10 protein-coding genes are annotated in these 15,620 nt (G+C 71.8%); 3 read left to right on the forward strand and 7 right to left on the reverse strand.

Annotated features, from left to right (window positions below; all coding sequences use genetic code 11):
- Positions 1-99: 99 nt before the first annotated feature.
- The 4 genes from PSEJ31_RS0110260 to PSEJ31_RS0110275 are packed head-to-tail and all read right to left on the reverse strand — an operon-like array spanning position 100 to position 4,837.
- Positions 100-1,686, reverse strand: coding sequence for a DHA2 family efflux MFS transporter permease subunit (locus PSEJ31_RS0110260; protein ID WP_028915397.1), 1,587 nt, complete (start codon positions 1,684-1,686; stop codon positions 100-102).
- 15 nt (positions 1,687-1,701) lie between these two features.
- A complete protein-coding gene (locus PSEJ31_RS0110265; RefSeq protein WP_028915398.1) occupies positions 1,702-2,892 on the reverse strand; it encodes an efflux RND transporter periplasmic adaptor subunit in 1,191 nt (396 codons plus the stop codon).
- A 13-nt stretch (positions 2,893-2,905) separates the two neighbouring features.
- Positions 2,906-4,384 (reverse strand): efflux transporter outer membrane subunit, encoded by a 1,479-nt coding sequence (locus PSEJ31_RS0110270; RefSeq protein WP_028915399.1) that lies wholly within the window; start codon positions 4,382-4,384, stop codon positions 2,906-2,908.
- Between the two features lie 3 nt (positions 4,385-4,387).
- Positions 4,388-4,837 carry a MarR family transcriptional regulator gene (locus PSEJ31_RS0110275; protein ID WP_019398721.1) on the reverse strand — a complete coding sequence of 150 codons (450 nt, stop codon included), beginning with the start codon at positions 4,835-4,837 and terminating at the stop codon, positions 4,388-4,390.
- Positions 4,838-5,007: 170 nt separating this feature from the next.
- Between PSEJ31_RS0110275 and ffh the strand changes: the two genes are divergently transcribed.
- Both ffh and PSEJ31_RS0110285 read left to right on the forward strand, forming a co-directional pair.
- Positions 5,008-6,378 (forward strand): signal recognition particle protein, encoded by a 1,371-nt coding sequence (gene ffh, locus PSEJ31_RS0110280; protein ID WP_028915400.1) that lies wholly within the window; start codon positions 5,008-5,010, stop codon positions 6,376-6,378.
- A gap of 70 nt (positions 6,379-6,448) precedes the next feature.
- Positions 6,449-7,276: an aminotransferase class IV gene (locus PSEJ31_RS0110285; protein ID WP_232211015.1), complete on the forward strand. Its 828-nt coding sequence runs from the start codon at positions 6,449-6,451 to the stop codon at positions 7,274-7,276.
- A gap of 292 nt (positions 7,277-7,568) precedes the next feature.
- On the opposite strand, the gene PSEJ31_RS0110290 is transcribed toward PSEJ31_RS0110285, so the two are convergent.
- Genes PSEJ31_RS0110290 through PSEJ31_RS0110300 form a run of 3 tightly spaced genes read right to left on the reverse strand, consistent with a single transcriptional unit; the run spans position 7,569 to position 14,987 of the window.
- Positions 7,569-10,673, reverse strand: coding sequence for an efflux RND transporter permease subunit (locus tag PSEJ31_RS0110290; RefSeq protein ID WP_028915402.1), 3,105 nt, complete (start codon positions 10,671-10,673; stop codon positions 7,569-7,571).
- A gap of 1 nt (position 10,674) precedes the next feature.
- Complete coding sequence (locus tag PSEJ31_RS0110295) at positions 10,675-13,770, reverse strand: multidrug efflux RND transporter permease subunit (protein ID WP_028915403.1); 3,096 nt, start codon at positions 13,768-13,770, stop codon at positions 10,675-10,677.
- On the reverse strand, positions 13,767-14,987 hold the full coding sequence (locus PSEJ31_RS0110300) for an efflux RND transporter periplasmic adaptor subunit (protein ID WP_028915404.1): 1,221 nt from the start codon (positions 14,985-14,987) through the stop codon (positions 13,767-13,769). The genes PSEJ31_RS0110295 and PSEJ31_RS0110300 overlap by 4 nt, the downstream gene beginning before the upstream one ends.
- Positions 14,988-15,344: 357 nt before the next feature.
- On the opposite strand from PSEJ31_RS0110300, the gene rpsP reads away from it, so the two are divergent.
- On the forward strand, positions 15,345-15,611 hold the full coding sequence (gene rpsP / locus PSEJ31_RS0110305; RefSeq protein WP_028915405.1) for a 30S ribosomal protein S16: 267 nt from the start codon (positions 15,345-15,347) through the stop codon (positions 15,609-15,611).
- The last annotated feature ends 9 nt before the right edge of the window (positions 15,612-15,620 follow it).

Genomic DNA, 15,620 nt, shown 5'->3' on the forward strand with positions numbered 1-15,620 from the left:
CGCGGGAGGGATGGGCCGGCCATCATGCCAGCCTGGCGCGGTGCCCGGGGCGGCACTGTGTGTGGCCGTGCTGCGCGCCCGCCGCGGCGGCGGGCGCGCTCAGTGGTCGCCGCCCACCGGCCGCGGCCCCTTGGCCGTGAACGGCGGCCGCGCGAACCACACCAGCACGATCACCGCCAGGAAGATGATGCCAAGCAGGTGGAAGATCTCGTTGAAGCCGATCTGCGCGGCCTGCTGGCCGATCTCCTGGTTGAGCATCAGCGCCCCGCGGGTGAGGTCGCCCTGGCCCAGCTGGATCGCCAGCTGGCGCACGCCTTCGTCGCTGGCGGGCAGGTGCTCGGTCAGGCGCGCATGGTGAATGGTGGTGCGCTGGTTCCAGGCCCAGGTGGTCAGCGAGGCGGCGAAGCTGCCGCCCAGGGTGCGCACGAAGGTGGCCAGGCCGGACCCGGCGGCGATCTCGTGCGGCTCCAGGTCCGACAGCAGGATGGTCAGCACCGGCATGAAGAACAGGGCCACGCCGATGCCCTGCACCAGCTGGATCATCGCCACGCGCTGGAAGTCCACGTCCAGGTTGAAGCCGGCGCGCATGAAGCTGGTGGTGGCCATCGCCACGAAGGCGAGGCTGGCCAGCATGCGCAGGTCGAAGCGGGTGGCGTACTTGCCCACGAACGGGGTCAGCAGCACCGGCAGGATGCCGATCGGCGCGGTGGCGAAGCCGGCCCAGATCGCGGTGTAGCCCATGTTCCGCTGCAGCCACAGCGGCACCATCAGGCCGATGGCGAAGAACGCGGCGTAGGCCGTGACCATCGCCACCGTGCCGGCGGCGAAGTTGCGGTGGCGGAACAGGCGCAGGTTGACGATCGGATCCTTCTCGGTGAGCTCCCAGATCACGAACACCGCCAGTGCGACCACCGCGACGATGGTCAGCACCACGATCTCGGTGGACTGGAACCAGTCCTTCTCGTTGCCCAGGTCGAGCATGATCTGCAGCGCGCCCACGCCCAGCACCAGGCTGGCCAGGCCGATGTAGTCCATCTTCGGCTTCTCGGTGCGCTCGGGCCGGCCCTTCATCTGCGAGCTCACCACCCAGGCCGCGAACAGGCCGATCGGCACGTTGATGAAGAAGATCCACTCCCAGCTGTAGTTGTCGGTGATCCAGCCGCCGAGGATGGGGCCGGCGATCGGCGCGACCACGGTGACCATCGCCAGCAGGGCGATGGCCTGGCCGCGCTTGGCCGGTGGATAGATCGACAGCAGCAGGGCCTGGGTCACCGGGTACATCGGGCCGCAGACGAAGCCCTGCAGGGCGCGCGATGCCACCAGCATGCCCATGCTCTGCGAGATGCCGCACAGCAGGGAGGCGACGACGAAGGCCAGGGTCGCCCACTGGAACAGGCGCACCTCGCCGAAGCGGCGGCTGAGGAAGCCGGTCAGCGGCAGGGCGATGGCGTTGCTGACCGCGAACGAGGTGATCACCCAGGTCGCCTGGTTGGCACTGGCGCCGAGGTTGCCGGAGATGGTCGGCAGCGAGACGTTGGCGATCGTGGTGTCCAGCACCTGCATGAACGAGGCGAGCGCCAGGCCCAGGGTGGCCAGGGCCACGCTGGGCGGACGGAATGGCTGGGCCGCGGCGGCCGCGCGTGGCGCGGCGCCGGATCCGGGGGCGGTGGCGGCGGTGGAGGACATGGGGGAGGGCGTCCGTCAGCCGTGCGCGCGCGGCAGGTTCTGCTCGATGATCCGGGTGATCAGCGCGTTGGCCTCGTCCAGCTGCCTGCGGTAGACGGCGGTGGAGAAGCGCGGCTCGCCTTCGCCGCGCGACTGCGCCAGCACCTGGCCGCTGTCATCGCGCACGTCCACGTCGACATGCATGCTCAGGCCCAGGCGCAGCGGATGGGTGGCCAGCTGCTCCGGGTCCAGCTCGATCCGCACCGGCACGCGCTGCACGATCTTGATCCAGTTGCCCGAGGCGTTTTGCGCCGGCAGCAGGGAGAACGCGCTGCCGGTGCCCAGGCCGAGGCTGGCGACCTTGCCCTGGTAGCGGACGCTGCCGCCGTACAGGTCGGCCCTGACCTCGACCGGCTGGCCGATGCGCATGCGCGCCAGCTGGGTTTCCTTGAAGTTGGCCTCCACCCACATCTGCTCCAGCGGCACCACGGTCATCAGCGTGGCGCCGGGCTGCACGCGCTGGCCCAGCTGCACCTGGCGCCTGGCCACGTAGCCGGACACCGGGGCGACGATCGCGGTGCGCTGCAGTCCCAGGTAGGCCTGGCGCAGCTGCGAGGCGGCGGCCTGCACCTGCGGCTGCTCCTGCACGGTGGTGGCATCGACCAGGGCGCGGCTGCGCTGCAGGTTGCCCCGGGCGGTGCCCAGCGCGGCCTCGGCGGCGGCGAGCACGTCGCGGGCGTGGGCCAGTTCCTCGCGCGAGATCGCGCCGCTGGCGACCAGGCCCTCGCGGCGCTTCACGTCGGCGCGTGCCTGCTCGACCGCGACCTGGCGCGCGCGCAGTTCGGCCTGGGCAGCGTCGGCGCTGCCGAAGTAACCGCGCACCTGGCGCACGGTCGCGGCCAGGTTGGCCACGGCCTGGTCGTAGGCGACCTGGGCGTCGTTCGGGTCCAGCTGCACCAGCACCTGGCCGGCCTCGACCCGGTCGCCGTCGTCGGCCTGGATGCCGACCACGGTGCCGGCGGTCTGCGGCACCACGCTCACCACGTTGCCCTGGGCGTAGGCGTCGTCGGTGTCCTCGTGCCAGCGGGCGTACAGCAGGTACCAGGCCAGCCAGGCGGCGCCGGCCAGGACCACGACCAGCAGCAGGATCTTCAGGGCGCGCTGGCGCTTGCCATTGCTGGCGGGCGCGGCCGGCGCAGTCACTTGCGGATTGGTTTCGGTGGTCATGGGCGTGGGGGGCTCAGGAGTTCGGTTCGGAGGCGGTGGATGCGGTAGCGGGCGCGTCGAAGGACAGGCCGCCGCCAAGCGCGCGGTCGAGGTCGACCGCGGCCAGGTAGCGCTGCGCGCGCAGCGCCGCCAGCTGCTGCTCGACCTGCAGCAGCGGACGCTGCGCGGACAGCACCTCGAGCTGGCTGCCGATGCCGGCGTGGTAGCGGGCCTCGGCCAGCTGCAGCGCGGCCTCGGCGGAGGCGCGCGCCTCCTGCAGCGAGCGTTCCTGCGCGTCCAGCGAGCGGATCGCCTGGACTGCGTCGGTCACCTCGTGCAGGGCATCGACCACGCCCTGGTTGTAGCGGGCCACGGCCAGGTCGTAGTCGGCATTGCGCGCATCCAGCCGGTTGCGGCGCGCGCCGGCGTCGAAGATCGGCAGGCTGATTGCCGGGCCGCCGAAGCCGAGCACGGCGTCGCCGTCGAACAGGTCGGCGAAGTCGGTGGCGGCCAGGCCGACCAGGCCGCTGAGGTCGATGCTGGGCCTGAAGGTGGCCTTGGCCGACTTGATGCCCTGCGCCGCGGCCTCGACCCGCCAGCGCGCGGCGACCACATCGGGGCGGTGGCCCAGCAGTTCGCTCGGCAGCACCCCCGGCAGCGCCGGCGCGGGAGCCTGCAGCAGGCGTGGGCGGGCGATGTCCAGGCCGCGGTCCGGGCCCTGGCCCAGCAGCGCGGCCAGGGCAGTGCGCAGGGCGTCGATCTGCTGCTGCGCCGCCTCCACCTGGGCCTTGGCCGTGGCGATGGCGGTCTCGGCGTTGCGCAGCGACAGCGCGCCGTCGATGCCGGCGTCCACGCGCTGGCGGCCCAGCTGCAGCAGGCGCTCGCTGCGCTGCTGCTCGCGCAGGGCGATGTCGTGCGCCTCGTGGGCCTGGGCCAGGGCGATGTAGCTGCGCGCCACGTTCGCGGCCAGGGACAGGCGTGCGGCCTGGGCCTCGATCTGGCTGGCGCGGGCCTCGCCCAGCGCGGCCTCGTAGTCGGCGCGCCTGCCGCCCCACACGTCCAGCGGCCACTCGAAGTTGAGCATCAGCACCGCGTTGTGCATCAGCTGGCCGCCCAGCTCCTCGCCGGCCAGGCCCTCGGGCAGCTGGGCCACCGCGTACTGCGCGCTGCCGGCCACGGTCGGCTTGCGCGCGGCGGAAGCGAGGCCGGCCTGGGCGCGGGCCTTGCGCAGGCGGGCGTCGGCGGCCACCAGCGAGGGACTGCCGTCGAGGGCCTCGGCGACCAGCGTGTCCAGCTGCGGGTCGCCGAAGGCGCGCCACCAGTCCTGGCGCGGGAACGCGGCCGGGCTGGTGGGCGCGCCGTCCAGGCTGCGCGCGGCGGCATGGGTGTCGGCATCGCGCAACTGCGCGGCCGGCTCCAGCCCGCCGGTGCTGGCGCAGCCGGCCAGCGCGAGCGCAAGGGACAGGGTACCGATGGCCGCCAGGCGGCGGCCGGGGTGGGGGAGGGCAGGCATCGGTCAGGTTTCCGGAATGGAAAGGTTGTCGCGGACCTGCTCCAGCAGGCGCACGAACTGCGCGCGCTGGGCTTCGTCCAGGCCGGCGAAGGCGGCCTCGCTGACCCGCTCGCCGCACTGGGCGATGTCGCGCGCGATCTGCTTGCCGCCTTCGGTCAGGCGGATGTTGAGCGCGCGGCGGTCGCCCGGATCGGCGCCGCGCACGATCAGGCCGCGGGCCTCGAGCCTGTCCAGCAGGCGGGTCATGGCGCCCGGGGTCAGTTCGGCGATGCGCGCCAGCTCGGTGGCGTTGGCCACGCCCTCGGACAGCTTCTTGATGATCAGGAACTGGCTGAAGGTGAGGTCGTGGCCGACCTTGACCAGCTCGTGCTGCCAGCGCGCGCGCATGGCGTCGCGGACCTGGCGCACGAGCAGGCCGAGGCTGGAGCCGGAGCAGACGGGGGGCGAAGACATGGGGACGGGAGGATACTCGCCCTGGCAATATTTGCAAGCGCAAATATTGCCTGTTCAACCTGTGCCCGGGGCCGGAACCGGCCGGGCACAGTGCGCAGGCGCAACGGACGGGGGCACTGCCCCGCGCCCGCTATAATCGCCGGCCGTTTTCCGCCTTCCGGTCCGCCTGCATGTTCGAATCCCTGACCCAGCGCCTGTCCGGCACCCTCGAGCGGCTGCGCGGCCGCGGCCGGCTGACCGAGTCCAACATCAGCGAGGCCGTGCGCGAGGTGCGCATCGCCCTGCTGGAGGCCGACGTCGCCCTGCCGGTGGTCCAGGCCCTGATCCAGCGCATCAAGGTGCGCGCGGTTGGCCAGGAGGTGCTCAAGTCGCTGACCCCGGGCCAGGCCCTGATCAAGGTGGTGCGCGACGAGCTGACCGCGGTGATGGGCTCGGCCGCGACCGACCTGAATCTCAACGTCCCGGCCCCGGCGGTGTTCCTGATGGCCGGCCTGCAGGGCGCCGGCAAGACCACCACCGTCGGCAAGCTGGCCAGGCACCTGAAGGAAAGGCGCAAGAAGAAGGTGATGGTGGTCAGCGCCGACGTCTACCGTCCGGCCGCGATCGAGCAGCTGAAGACCCTGGCCGAACAGACCGGCGTGCTGTTCTTCCCGTCCGACGCCGGGCAGAAGCCGGAGGACATCGTCCGCGCCGCGATCGCGGACGCGAAGAAATCCTTCGTCGACGTGCTGATCGTCGATACCGCCGGCCGCCTCGCCATCGACGAGGCGATGATGGCCGAGATCAAGGCCCTGCACGCCGCGGTCAACCCGGCCGAGACCCTGTTCGTGGTCGACGCCATGACCGGCCAGGACGCGGCCAACACCGCCAAGGCGTTCTCCGACGCCCTGCCGCTGACCGGCGTGGTCCTGACCAAGACCGACGGCGATGCCCGCGGCGGCGCGGCGCTCTCCGTGCGCTACATCACCGGCAAGCCGATCAAGTTCGTCGGCACCGGCGAGAAGGTCGACGGCCTGGACGTGTTCCACCCCGACCGCGTCGCCGCGCGCATCCTCGACATGGGCGACGTGCTGTCGCTGGTGGAGCAGGTCGAGCAGACCGTCGACCAGGAGAAGGCCGCCAAACTGGCCGCCAAGGTCGCCAAGGGCAAGAAGTTCGACCTCAACGACATGCGCGACCAGCTGGAGCAGATGCAGAACATGGGCGGCATCGCCGGCCTGATCGACAAGCTGCCCGGCCTCGGCCAGGTGCCCGAGCACCTCAAGCAGCAGGTGGCGCAGAGCCGCGAGGTGCCGCGCATGATCGCCATCATCGGCTCGATGACCCCCAAGGAGCGGCGCAACCCGGGCCTGCTCAACGGCTCGCGCCGTGCCCGCATCGCCCGCGGTTCGGGTACCACCCCGGCCGACGTCAACAAGCTGCTGAAGCAGTACCAGCAGATGGAGAAGATGATGGCGAAGATGGGCCGCGGCGGCATGAAGGGGATGATGCGCGGCCTGCAGGGCATGATGGGCGGCATGGGCCGCATGCCGTTCCGCTGATCCACGCGCGGGCTGGCCACGCGGCCCCGGCGCCGGCCGGCTGGCCCGGTCGAGGACGATGGAGGACGCGATGACGCAGCCGCCTTCGGGCAGCTTCCTGCTCAACGGCCGCCCGGCCGCCTCCGATCCCGAGGGCCTGCGCGCGCTGGCGCAGGTGAACTACGGCCACTTCACCGCGTTGCAGGTGCGTGGTGGCCGCGCCCAAGGCATGGAGCTGCACCTGGCGCGGCTGGGCCAGGGCAACGCCGAGCTGTTCGACGCTGCGCTTGATGAGGCCCAGGTCCGGGCCTGGATGGCCCAGGCCGCGGCGGAACAAGGCGGCGACTGCTCCCTGCGCGTGGCCGTGTTCGCGCGCGGTTTCGACCACCGCCAGCCGCTGCGCGCGCTGCAGGCGGACGTGCTGGTCTCCGCCACCGCGCCGGCACGGCCATCGGGCAAGGCGATCCGGGTGCGCAGCGTCGCCTTCGTGCGTCCGTTCCCGCACCTCAAGCACGTGGCCACCTTCCCGCTGTTCCAGCACCGGCGCCTGGCCATGCGGGACGGCTATGACGATGCGCTGTTCGTGGACGGCACGGGCGCGGACGCACGGGTGGTGGAAGGCACGGTCTGGAACATCGGCTTCTGGGACGGGCGGGGCATCACCTGGCCGGCGGGCCCGGCCCTGCGCGGCACCGCCGAGCAGCTGCTGCAGGCCGGGCTTGGGACCCTGGGTTGCATGCAGCAGGTGCGGCCGGTCGCGCTGGGCGAGGTCGGCGACTTCGCCGCCGCGTTCGCGGCCAACGCCAGCGGCGTGCAGCGCATCGCCGCCATCGACACGGTGGAATTCGCGCCGTCGCCGGAGCTGGACGCCTTGCTGGCATCCGCCGCCGCCCATGCCCCCTGGGAGCCGTTGGCGTGACGGGGATTGGTGGTTGGTGATTCGGGATTGGTGATTGGTGATTGGTGACTGGTGATTGGTGACTGGTGATTCGTAGGCGGCTGCGTCGCCAGGAATCCATGGTGGCCTTGCAGACCACGACCAATCCGAATCCGGATCCCACTCCCGGAGACGCGGCCGCGCAGGGTTGGGCCTGCAATCGCACCTGGATCCCGGATGCGCTTGGGTTATCCGGGCGACGACCCTTCCGCCAGCCCGGCCGGTACCAGCAAGCGCTCCTGCCAATCCCGAATCCCGAATCACGGATCCCGAATCACGAATCCCGAACCACCAATCCCGTCCTTCCCGCCATCCGCTCGCGCAGCCGGTCCAGGGCCAGGAACACCGCCGGGGTGGTGTAGAGCGTCAGCACCTGGCTGACCAGCAGGCCGCCGACGATGGCGATGCCCAGCGGGCGGCGCATTTCCCAGCCCTCGCCGGTGGCCAGCATCAGCGGCAGCATGCCCAGCAGCGCGGCCACGCTGGTCATCAGGATCGGGCGGAAGCGCAGCTTCGCCGCCTCCAGGATCGCCGCCTGCGCCGGCTGGCCCTCGCGCTGCGCCGCCAGCGCGAAGTCCACCATCAGGATGGTGTTCTTCATCACCACGCCCACCAGCAGGAACAGGCCCAGCAGCGAGATCAGGTTGAGCTCGCCGTCGAACAGCAGCAGCGCGACCAGCGCGCCGATCCCGGCCGAAGGCAGGATCGACAGGATCGCCAGCGGCTGCACCAAGCTCTCGTACAGCACGCCCAGCACCAGGTATACCGCCAGCACCGCGCCCAGGATCAGCCACGCCTGGCGGTTGCGCAGGTCCTGCAGGCTGCCGGCCTCGTCGCCGAGCCGGGCCTGGACCTCGGTGGGCAGCATGATCTTCGCCATCGCGTGCTCGATCGCCGCGGTGGCCTCGCCCAGGGTGACGCCCGGGGCGAGGGCGAAGCTGATCCGGGTGGAGACGAACTGCGAATGGTGCTGGATCCGGTCCGGGGCCATGCCGTAGCCCCAGCTGGCGATCGCCGAAAGCGGCACGCGGTGGCCGCCGGCGGCGATCACGTACACCTGGTCCAGCGTCTCCGGCGAGGTGGTGTAGCGCGGATCCAGCTCCATCACCACCCGGTACTGGTTGAGGCTGTCGTAAAGCGTGGCCACCTGGCGCTGGCTGAAGGAGTTGTTGAGCACGGTGCCGACCGTGCGCATGTCCACGCCCAGCCGCGCCGCCGCCTCGCGGTCGATCTCCAGGCGCACCTGGCGCATGCCCTCGTCGCCGCTGGAGTCCACGTCCACCAGCTGCGGCAGCGCCGCCAGCGCCTCCTGCACCTTCGGCGTCCACTCGCGCAGCGGCCCGATGTCGCCGGCCAGCAGCTGCAGGTCCAGGTTGCCGTCGTCGTTGCCGCCGCCGATGCGGATGTCCTGGTCCACCCAGAACCACAGGTTGCCGCCGGGCACCTTGGGCAGGTTCCGGCGCAGGCGGTCGATCACCTCGCGGCTGGAGACCTTGCGCTCGGCCAGCGGCTTCATCTGCATCATCACGAAGCCGTTGTTCACCCCGGTGCCGCCGCCGATGTAGCCGGCGATGTCGGCGATCGCCGGGTCCTGCAGCAGGAACTCGCGGTAGGCCTGGATCTTCGGCTGCATCACCTGGAACGAGAGGCCGTCGTCGCCGCGGATGAAGCCGCGCAGCTGGCCGGTGTCCTGCTGCGGCACCGTGCCCTTGGGCACCTTGGCGAACAGGTAGGCATTGAGCGCCACCGTGCCCAGCAGCAGGCAAAGCATCAGCGGCAGGCGGGCGAGGCTGCGGTCCAGCGAACGCAGGTACAGCCGGCGCAGGCCGCCGAACAGCAGCTCGCCCAGCCGCTCCCACGGCGGCACCACCCGGTCCGGGCCGGCGCTGCGCAGCAGGCGCGAGCACAGCGCCGGGGTGAAGCTCAGCGAGACCGCCACCGACACCGCCATCGCCGCCACCAGGGTCAGCGAGAACTCGCGGAACAGTTTCTCGACGAAGTCGTCCAGGAACAGGATCGAGACGAACACCACGCCCAGGGCGATGTTCATCGACAGCAGGGTGGCGCCGACCTCGCCGGCGCCGCGCATCGCCGCCGCCACCGGCGACAGGCCGGCGGCCAGGTGCCGGGAGATGTTCTCCAGCACCACGATGGCGTCGTCCACCACCAGCACCGCGGCCACGATCAGCGCCATCAGCGACAGCGTGTTGAGCGAGAACCCGGCCAGCCAGATGATCGCCAGCGCGCCGAACAGCGAGACCGGGATCGCCAGCGAGGGCACCAGCGCCGCGCGCCAGCTGCCCAGGAACGCCAGCACCACCAGCACCACCAGGCCGATCGCCAGCACCAGGGTGGCCTCGGCCTCGCGCAGGGTGGCGCGGATCACCGGCGAGCGGTCCATCACCACCTTCATGTCCACGCCTGCCGGCAGCAGCGCCCGCAGCGTGTCCATCTGCCCGTGGATCGCGTCCACGGTGCGGATGATGTTCGCGTTCGGCTGGCGGTTGACCATCATCAGCACCGCCGCGCGGCGGTTGTGGAAGCCGGAGGCGTAGCGGTTCTCGGTGCCTTCGCCGACCTGGGCCACGTCGCGCAGGTGCACCGCGCGGCCGTCGCGCCAGGCCACCACCAGGTCGCGGTATTCCTCCGCTGTGCGCAGCTGCAGCCCGGCCTCGACCTGCCACTGGCGGTCGTCGCGGGCCACCGTGCCCAGCGGGCGCAGCGCGTTGGCGTTGCGGATCGCCGCGGCCACGTCCTCCAGGGCGATGCCGTACTGGTTCAGCGCGCCGGGGTTGAGCGAGACCCGCACCGCCGGCAGCGAGCCGCCGCCGACGCCGACCTCGCCCACGCCCGGCACCTGCGCGATCTTCTGCGCCAGCACGGTCGAGGCCACGTCGAACACCTGCGCCGGGGTGAGCGTGTCCGAGCTCAGCGCGATGGTCATGATCGGCGCCTGCGACGGATTGATCTTGCGGTACTGCGGCATGCCCGGCATGCCCGAGGGCAGCTGCGCGCGCGCGGCGTTGAGCGCGGCCTGGACCTCGCGCGCGGCCTCGTCGATGTCGCGGTCCAGCGAGAACTGCAGGTCGACGCGGGTGCTGCCCTGGTTGCTGCTGGAGGTGATGCGGGTGATCCCGGGGATGCTGCCCAGCGCCCGCTCCAGCGGGGTGGCCACGGTGGCCGCCATCGACTCGGGGCTGGCGCCGGGCATGCTGGCGCTGACCTGGATCGCGGGGTAGTCGACCTGCGGCAGCGGCGCCACCGGCAGCTGGCGCAGGGCCAGCAGGCCGCACAGCATCACCGCCACCGCCAGCAGCACGGTGGCGACCGGGCGCTCGATGAACACCCGCGACAGGTTGGGCGAGGCGCCTTCGTGCATGTCAGGCCGCCGCGCCGGCGCCTTCGGCCGCCGCCTCGCGGCGGCGCGAGAGGCGGTCGAAGAACAGGTACACCACCGGGGTGGTGAACAGGGTCAGCACCTGGCTCACCAGCAGGCCGCCGACCATCACCAGGCCCAGCGGCTGGCGCAGCTCGGCGCCGGAGCCGGAGGCGAACACCATCGGGATGGCCGCGAACAGTGCCGCCAGGGTGGTCATCAGGATCGGGCGGAAGCGCAGCAGGGCGGCGCGGTGGATCGCCTCGCGCGGCGCCAGTCCCTGCTCGCGCTCGGCCTCCAGGGCGAAGTCGATCATCATGATCGCGTTCTTCTTCACCAGGCCGATCAGCAGGATGATGCCGATCACCGCGATCAGGTCCAGGCTGCGCCCGGACAGCAGCAGCGCCGCCAGCGCGCCCACCGTGGCCGAGGGCAGGGTGGAGAGGATGGTCACCGGGTGGATGAAGCTCTCGTAGAGCACGCCCAGCACGATGTACATCACCAGCACCGCGGCCAGGATCAGCCACAGGGTGCTGGAGAGCGAGTTGCGGAACGCCTGCGCCGCGCCCTGCAGGCGCAGCTCGACGCTGGCCGGCATGCCGATGTCGGCACGCGCCTGCTCGATCGCCGCCACCGCCTCGCCCAGCGAGGCGCCCGGCGCCAGGTTGAAGGAGAAGGTCACCGCCGGGAACTGGCCCAGGTGGCTGACCTGCAGCGGGGTCGGGCGGGTCTCCACGCGCGCCAGGCCCGACAGCGGCGTCTGCCGGCCGTCGGCGGTGGCCACGTGGATGCGGCCGATCGCCTCCGGTCCCAGCTGGAAGCGCGGATCGGCCTCCAGCACCACCCGGTACTGGTTGGCGTGGGTGAAGATGGTCGAGACCTGGCGCTGGCCGAAGGCGTCGTACAGCGCGTCGGCGATCGCCGAGACCGACACGCCCAGGCGCGCGGCCGCGTCGCGGTCGATGTCCAGCCAGGCCTGCAGGCCCTGGTCCTGCAGGTCGCTGGCCACGTCGGCCAGGGCCGGGTGCTTGCGCAGCGCCTGCAGCATCGCGCCGGTCCAGCGCGACAGCTCGTCCAGGTCCGGGGTGGTCAGGGCGAACTGGTACTGGGTGCGGCTGACCCGGTCCTCGATGCTCAGCTCCTGCACCGGCTGCAGGTACAGGTCGATGCCCGGCACCGCGGCGGCGCGGCGCTTGATCCGCTCGATGATCTCCAGCGCGCCGGCGCTGCGCTCGGCGTGCGGCTTGAGTTCGATCAGGAAGCGGCCGCTGTTGAGCGTGGCGTTGCTGCCGTCCACGCCGATGAAGGAGGACAGGGTGGCCACGTCCGGATCGGCGAGGATGGCGTCGGCCAGCGCCTGCTGGCGGCGCGCCATGGCCTCGAACGAGACCGACTGCGGCGCCTCGCTGATGCCCTGGATCAGGCCGGCGTCCTGCACCGGGAAGAAGCCCTTGGGCACGGCGATGTACAGCGCGACGGTCAGGGCCAGGGTGGCCGCGGTGGCGCCCAGCATCAGCGGCTGCCGCGCCAGCACCCAGTGCAGGCCGCGGTCGTACAGCGCCACCACGCGGTCGAACATGTCGCCCTGGGCGCCGTCGGCGCCGGCCTCGCCATGGCCGTGCCCGGCCTTGAGGAAGCGCGCGCACAGCATCGGAGTCAGGGTCAGCGAGACCACCAGCGAGATGCCGATGGCCACCGCCAGGGTGATCGCGAACTCGTGGAACAGCTTGCCGACCACGTCGCCCATGAACAGCAGCGGGATCAGCACGGCGACCAGCGACACCGTCAGCGAGACCAGGGTGAAGCCGATCTGGCGCGCGCCGTTGAGCGCGGCCTCCATCGGGCCTTCGCCGTCCTCCATGCGCCGGGCGATGTTCTCCAGCATCACGATCGCGTCGTCGACCACGAAGCCGGTGGCGATGGTCAGCGCCATCAGGGTCAGGTTGTTGAGCGAGAACCCGGCCAGCAGCATCACCCCGAAGGTGGCCACCAGCGACAGCGGCACCGCGATCGAGGGAATGATCGTGGCCGGCACCGTGCGAAGGAACACGAAGGTCACCAGCACCACCAGGCCGATCGCCAGCAGCAGCTCGTGCTGCACGCCCTTGATCGAGGCGCGGATCGACTCGGTGCGGTCGCTGAGCACGGCCACGTCCACCGCCGCCGGCATCGAGGCGCGCAGCTGCGGCAGCAGGGCGTGGATCCGGTCCACCACCTCGATCACGTTGGCGCCGGGCTGGCGCTGGATGTTGACCAGGATCGCCGGGGCCTTGCCCGACCAGGCGGCGAGCTGGCTGTTCTCCGGCCCCTTCTCCACGGTGGCGACGTCGCCCAGGCGCAGCGGCGCGCCGTCGTTCCAGGCCAGCACCAGCTGCCGGTACTCCTCGGCCGAACGCATCTGGTCGTTGGCGTCGAGCATGGTGGCGCGGGTGGGGCCATCGAAGCTGCCCTTGGGCATGTTCACGTTGGCCGCGCCGATCGCGCGGCGGATGTCGCCCATGCCCAGGCCCGCGGCGGCCAGCGCCTGCGGGTTGACCTGGATGCGCACGGCAGGGCGCTGCCCGCCGGCCAGGCTCACCAGGCCCACGCCCGGCAGCTGCGACAGGCGCTGGGCCATGCGTGTGTCGACCAGGTCGTAGACCTCGGGCAGGGCCATCGAAGGCGAGGTCACCGCCAGGGTCAGGATCGGGGTGTCGGCCGGGTTGACCTTGCGGTACACCGGCGGCATCGGCAGGTCGTTGGGCAGGAAGTTGGAGGCGGCATTGATCGCGGCCTGCACCTCCTGCTCGGCCACCCCCAGGTCCACCTCCAGCGAGAACTGCAGGGTGATCACCGAGGCCCCGCCGGAGCTGGTCGAGGTCATCTGGTTCAGGCCCGGGATCTGGCCCAGGCGCCGCTCCAGCGGCGCGGTCACCGCGCTGGTGGTCACCGCCGGGCTGGCGCCCGGGTACAGGGTGAGCACCTGGATGATCGGGTAATCGACCTGGGGCAGCGCCGAGACCGGCAGCAGGCGGTAGGCGAACAGGCCCGACAGCAGCAGCGCCAGCATCAGCAGCGAGGTCGCCACCGGGCGCAGGATGAACGGGCGGGACAGGTTCATCGCGCGGCGGCCGCCTTGCTGCCACCAGCCGCGGCGTCGACGGGCCTGCCGGCGTCGGCCGCGACCGGCACGCCGTCGGCGTCGACCACCTGCACCTTGCCGCCCTCGCGCAGGCGGTCCAGGCCCTCGAGCACCACGCGCTCGCCGTCCGCCAGGCCCTCGAGCACGGCCACCCGGCCCTCGTGGCTGGCGCCCAGCTTCACCTCGCGCACGCTGGCGGTGTCGTCCTCGCCCACCACGTACACATAGGTGCCGCGGTTGCCGAACTGCACCGCCGCATCGGGGATCGAGACCACGTCCGCGCTGCCCAGGCGCAGGCGCACGTTGACCGACTGGTTGGGGAACAGCGACTCGTCCGTGTTCTCGAACAGGGCGCGCAGGCGCAGGGTGCCGGTCTGCACGTCGATGCGGTTGTCCAGGCTGGACAGGGTGCCGCTGGCCAGCGGCTGGCGCTCGTCGCGGTCCCAGGCCTGCACCGCCAGCGCCTGGCCCCCGCGCACCGCCGCCTGCACCGAGGGCAGCACGCCTTCGGGCAGGGCGAACACCACGCTGATCGGACGGGTCTGGGTGATGGTGGCGATCCCGCCCTCGTCGCCGGCGCGCACCAGGTTGCCCACGTCCACCGTGCGCAGGCCGATGCGGCCGTCGATCGGCGCGGTGATGCGGGTGTACTGCAGCTGCAGGCGGGCCTCGTCCACCGCGGCCTGGTCGCTCTCGCGGCGGCCCTCGAACTGGCGCACGCGCGCCTGCAGGTCGGCCACTTCCTGGGCGGAGACGTAGTTGGCGCCGGCCAGGTCGCGGAAGCGCTGCAACTGGATGCGGGTGTTCTCCAGCTCGGCCAGGTTCTGTTTCTGCGCGCCCTCGGCCTGGGCCAGGCGCACCTGGAACGGGGCCGGGTCGATCTCGGCCAGCAGCTGGCCGGCGCGGACCTGCTGGCCCTCGTCGAAGGCGATGCGCAGCAGCTCGCCCTCGACCCGCGGGCGCACGGTCACCGTGCGCAGCGGGGTGACGGTGCCCAGCGCCTTGATCTCCAGGTCCAGCGGGCCGCGCTCGGCGGTGGCCACGCGCACCGGGGTCGGCGGGCGCTCGCCCCAGCCGCCGCGACCGCCGTCCGGAGGCGCGTCCTCCTTCCCGGAGCAGCCCCGCCACAGCAGGACCAGGGCCAGCACCAGGCCGAGGACCAGGAGCGCTTTGAGGAGGCGGGGCAGCTTTTTCATCGGTAGTCCATCAGGGCGGCGGGCGCAGGGCCCACCGTGGGGGAGGTGTACGGGGCAAGGCCTGGGGTCGCGGCGCCGCTTTCCCTGGCCGGGCTGTGCGCCCGGCGCGACGCCTGCCCGGTGATGGTACGGGAGCGGTTTGCCGCGGTTGCATGACTTTGGTCATGCTGCGCGTAATTCACCAGGGATCGCGCGCCCGCGAAGCGGGGGCAGGAGCCCGCAGCGGTGCGAGTCGCGGCCGGGCGGGGTGGCCGGCAAGGCGGCCGGGCGGGGCGGGGTGGTTTCCCTGGCGGCGGTGTTCGGCTAGAATCGCCGGCTTACCTCGTCATCCTGGCGACTGGGCAACACGAAAAACACATGGTCAAGATCCGTCTCACCCGCGGCGGCGCCAAGAAGCGCCCGTTCTACCACATCGTCGTCACCGACTCGCGCAGCGCCCGCGACGGCCGCAACATCGAGCGCGTCGGCTACTACAACCCCGTTGCCCAGGGCAACGAGCAGCGCGTTGTGCTGGACATCGCCCGCGTCGACTACTGGGTGGGCAACGGCGCGCAGCTGACGGACAAGGTCCGCAGCCTGTACAAGGAAGTGGTCAAGGCCCAGAGCCAGGCCCAGGCCGCCTGATGGCGACGG

This window comes from Pseudoxanthomonas sp. J31, assembly GCF_000510725.1.
Classification (GTDB): Bacteria; Pseudomonadota; Gammaproteobacteria; order Xanthomonadales; family Xanthomonadaceae; genus Pseudoxanthomonas.

Excerpts from the sequence above, each read along its gene's own strand:
- rpsP (WP_028915405.1), top strand. The coding sequence starts at position 15,345 with ATGGTCAAGATCCGTCTCACCCGCGGCGGCGCCAAGAAGCGCCCGTTC.
- PSEJ31_RS0110275 (WP_019398721.1), bottom strand. The coding sequence starts at position 4,837 with ATGTCTTCGCCCCCCGTCTGCTCCGGCTCCAGCCTCGGCCTGCTCGTG.
- PSEJ31_RS0110260 (WP_028915397.1), bottom strand. The coding sequence starts at position 1,686 with ATGTCCTCCACCGCCGCCACCGCCCCCGGATCCGGCGCCGCGCCACGC.
- PSEJ31_RS0110295 (WP_028915403.1), bottom strand. The coding sequence starts at position 13,770 with ATGAACCTGTCCCGCCCGTTCATCCTGCGCCCGGTGGCGACCTCGCTG.
- PSEJ31_RS0110270 (WP_028915399.1), bottom strand. The coding sequence starts at position 4,384 with ATGCCTGCCCTCCCCCACCCCGGCCGCCGCCTGGCGGCCATCGGTACC.
- ffh (WP_028915400.1), top strand. The coding sequence starts at position 5,008 with ATGTTCGAATCCCTGACCCAGCGCCTGTCCGGCACCCTCGAGCGGCTG.
- PSEJ31_RS0110285 (WP_232211015.1), top strand. The coding sequence starts at position 6,449 with ATGACGCAGCCGCCTTCGGGCAGCTTCCTGCTCAACGGCCGCCCGGCC.
- PSEJ31_RS0110300 (WP_028915404.1), bottom strand. The coding sequence starts at position 14,987 with ATGAAAAAGCTGCCCCGCCTCCTCAAAGCGCTCCTGGTCCTCGGCCTG.
- PSEJ31_RS0110265 (WP_028915398.1), bottom strand. The coding sequence starts at position 2,892 with ATGACCACCGAAACCAATCCGCAAGTGACTGCGCCGGCCGCGCCCGCC.
- PSEJ31_RS0110290 (WP_028915402.1), bottom strand. The coding sequence starts at position 10,673 with ATGCACGAAGGCGCCTCGCCCAACCTGTCGCGGGTGTTCATCGAGCGC.